Annotated in this window: 3 protein-coding genes; all 3 read left to right on the top strand. The window is 38.0% G+C overall.

Features of this window, described 5'->3' with window-relative positions; genetic code table 11:
* Nucleotides 1-191 (top strand): hypothetical protein (locus Megvenef_RS09270; protein WP_322777637.1); only part of this gene is annotated, 191 nt, incomplete at its 5' end.
* Nucleotides 192-231: 40 nt separating this feature from the next.
* Nucleotides 232-1236: a hypothetical protein gene (locus tag Megvenef_RS09265; RefSeq protein WP_322777636.1), complete on the top strand. Its 1005-nt coding sequence runs from the start codon at nt 232-234 to the stop codon at nt 1234-1236.
* Between the two features lie 167 nt (nt 1237-1403).
* Nucleotides 1404-1850, top strand: coding sequence for a single-stranded DNA-binding protein (locus tag Megvenef_RS09260; protein WP_322777635.1), 447 nt, complete (start codon nt 1404-1406; stop codon nt 1848-1850).
* The last annotated feature ends 46 nt before the right edge of the window (nt 1851-1896 follow it).

Raw genomic sequence — 1896 nt, 5'->3', positions numbered from 1 at the left:
TTAACAATAATATGTATCTTTTAGTATGGAAAGACACGCCTCATTTCTATAGTGAAATTGGTCTAGAAAAAAAGGTAGTAACTACTCCTCAAAACCAAGTAGAGCTATGCAAAAATTCGTGTACCCCTCTCCAACAAAAATTGGACAACATATATGTAATACCCAATAACGGTAAGAAAAAAGAAGAATAAGCTTTAGCTTCTTCTTCTTCTTTTTTCTCTAGTACTCCTATTGAAGTTAATACTCCTTGTAGCGTGCGCGCGTGAGGGAAAAATTCAACCTTGCAAAATCGTACAAATCTCGAACACAAAACCTGAACCAGCACCGCAAGAACCAATTATCGAAGTTCCAACCTTGGCTACTGGCTACATGAATGAGCCAGCCAAGGTTTACCAAACAAATGAGATTCGTAGTGAGGCAACTGAGGTCGTGACAAACAGTCACGGGCTGGAAACGCAACCATCGACAGATTGTCGACAACTGGAATCACAGGCTTTAGCAGCGGAGAAAGAGCTTTACCAATCTCACAAAAACCGAGAATCAAGCAGCGGAATAAGCCTTTTGCAGGAGATACCTTTCCTAACCAACCTACTTGCCAAACCAGACACCGAAACAACTGAAATACAGGAGGAAGTTACCCCAATGAAAGCACAACAAATACCGCTAGAACCAGAGCGCAACATGGAGTTTGAACTAAGCGGAGCGATATTCAAAAGCTTTGGAAACGTAAGGTCTAACGAGATCATGGATCATTGTAAATTCATTATGATTAATCCAAACAAACTAGGCGTTCAGGTCAGCAATGGGTTTAGTCTATCGGCAAATGATAAAGAAACCTTGAAAGCCTGTATACATCAGGTCTACGGGAATAATATCAACATAGTTTCCTCTGCCGTAGTAAAAATAACTCAACCTGAAACTAAATTTTTGCAAGAACCTCCAAAACAACCGAATTGCCAAAGATGGGAGCAATTCAAAAAGGAGTTGCTCAAGTATTTTCCCGAGAAAACGAGTGATCATATTTTGGCAGCTTGGTTTGACAAACTGAGAGTTAGTGAAGATGCGCCAAACAACAGAATTATCTTAACCGGATCGACGTTTTATGTTGATAGCGTTTACAGTAGGTTTCAAAGCTCGATTGAGAGTGTAGTCAAAAAGAACAAAATAACTCTTGAATTGCATTATGAAAATAATAGCCAGAGACCAATAATTTATAAACCGAATGGATGGTTTTGATGAAATATTTAAAGAAGGAAGATTATGAGTTTGGAGGACGGTATGACACTTTAAGGAGTGAAATACGTCAAGATATGAAGGACTTAGTACTATTGCATAAGTTTGGCTAGACAGGATTGAAGATAATTTACTTGAATTGAAAGACCTAAGTACAGAGGTAATCAAAAATGAGAAATAGCGCAGAGATTCAGCTGATTGGTTACGTATACCAAGATGAAAAATGCCTGAATGAACAAGCTTATCCGAATTGGGTAGTGTTTAAGCTTTGTGTGAACAGGAAGTACAAAGATAAGAATGGAGAAGAAAAACAGGATACTAGTTGGTTTGAGTGTAAATCTAATTCTGAAACGATGTCCAAACTTATTAAGCTGTACGTAAAAGACAAAATGGGTTTATTTGTCAGAGGAATACCTAAGGCTAAAGCTTATACGACTAGCAGCGGAACAGCTGAGGCAAACATTGAAGTACTAGTAACTGAGTTTAATATTCTAACGTATCCAAAAGAAAAGACGGATACAACAGAGCAAAGTAACGGCAGCTACAAGATAGAAAGCAGCACAAAGGCAGTTATGCCAGAGGCAGAAATATACGATGACGAAATACCATTTAGTTAGGAAAGAGATGCTTAAAAAATCATTATCGGTATTTGATATCTTTTCA

This window comes from Candidatus Megaera venefica (assembly GCF_034554655.1).
Taxonomy (GTDB): Bacteria; Pseudomonadota; Alphaproteobacteria; order Rickettsiales; family Rickettsiaceae; genus Megaera_A; species Megaera_A venefica.
The sequence above is the reverse complement of the archived record's forward strand: the minus strand, read 5'-3'. Positions and strand labels throughout refer to the sequence as shown.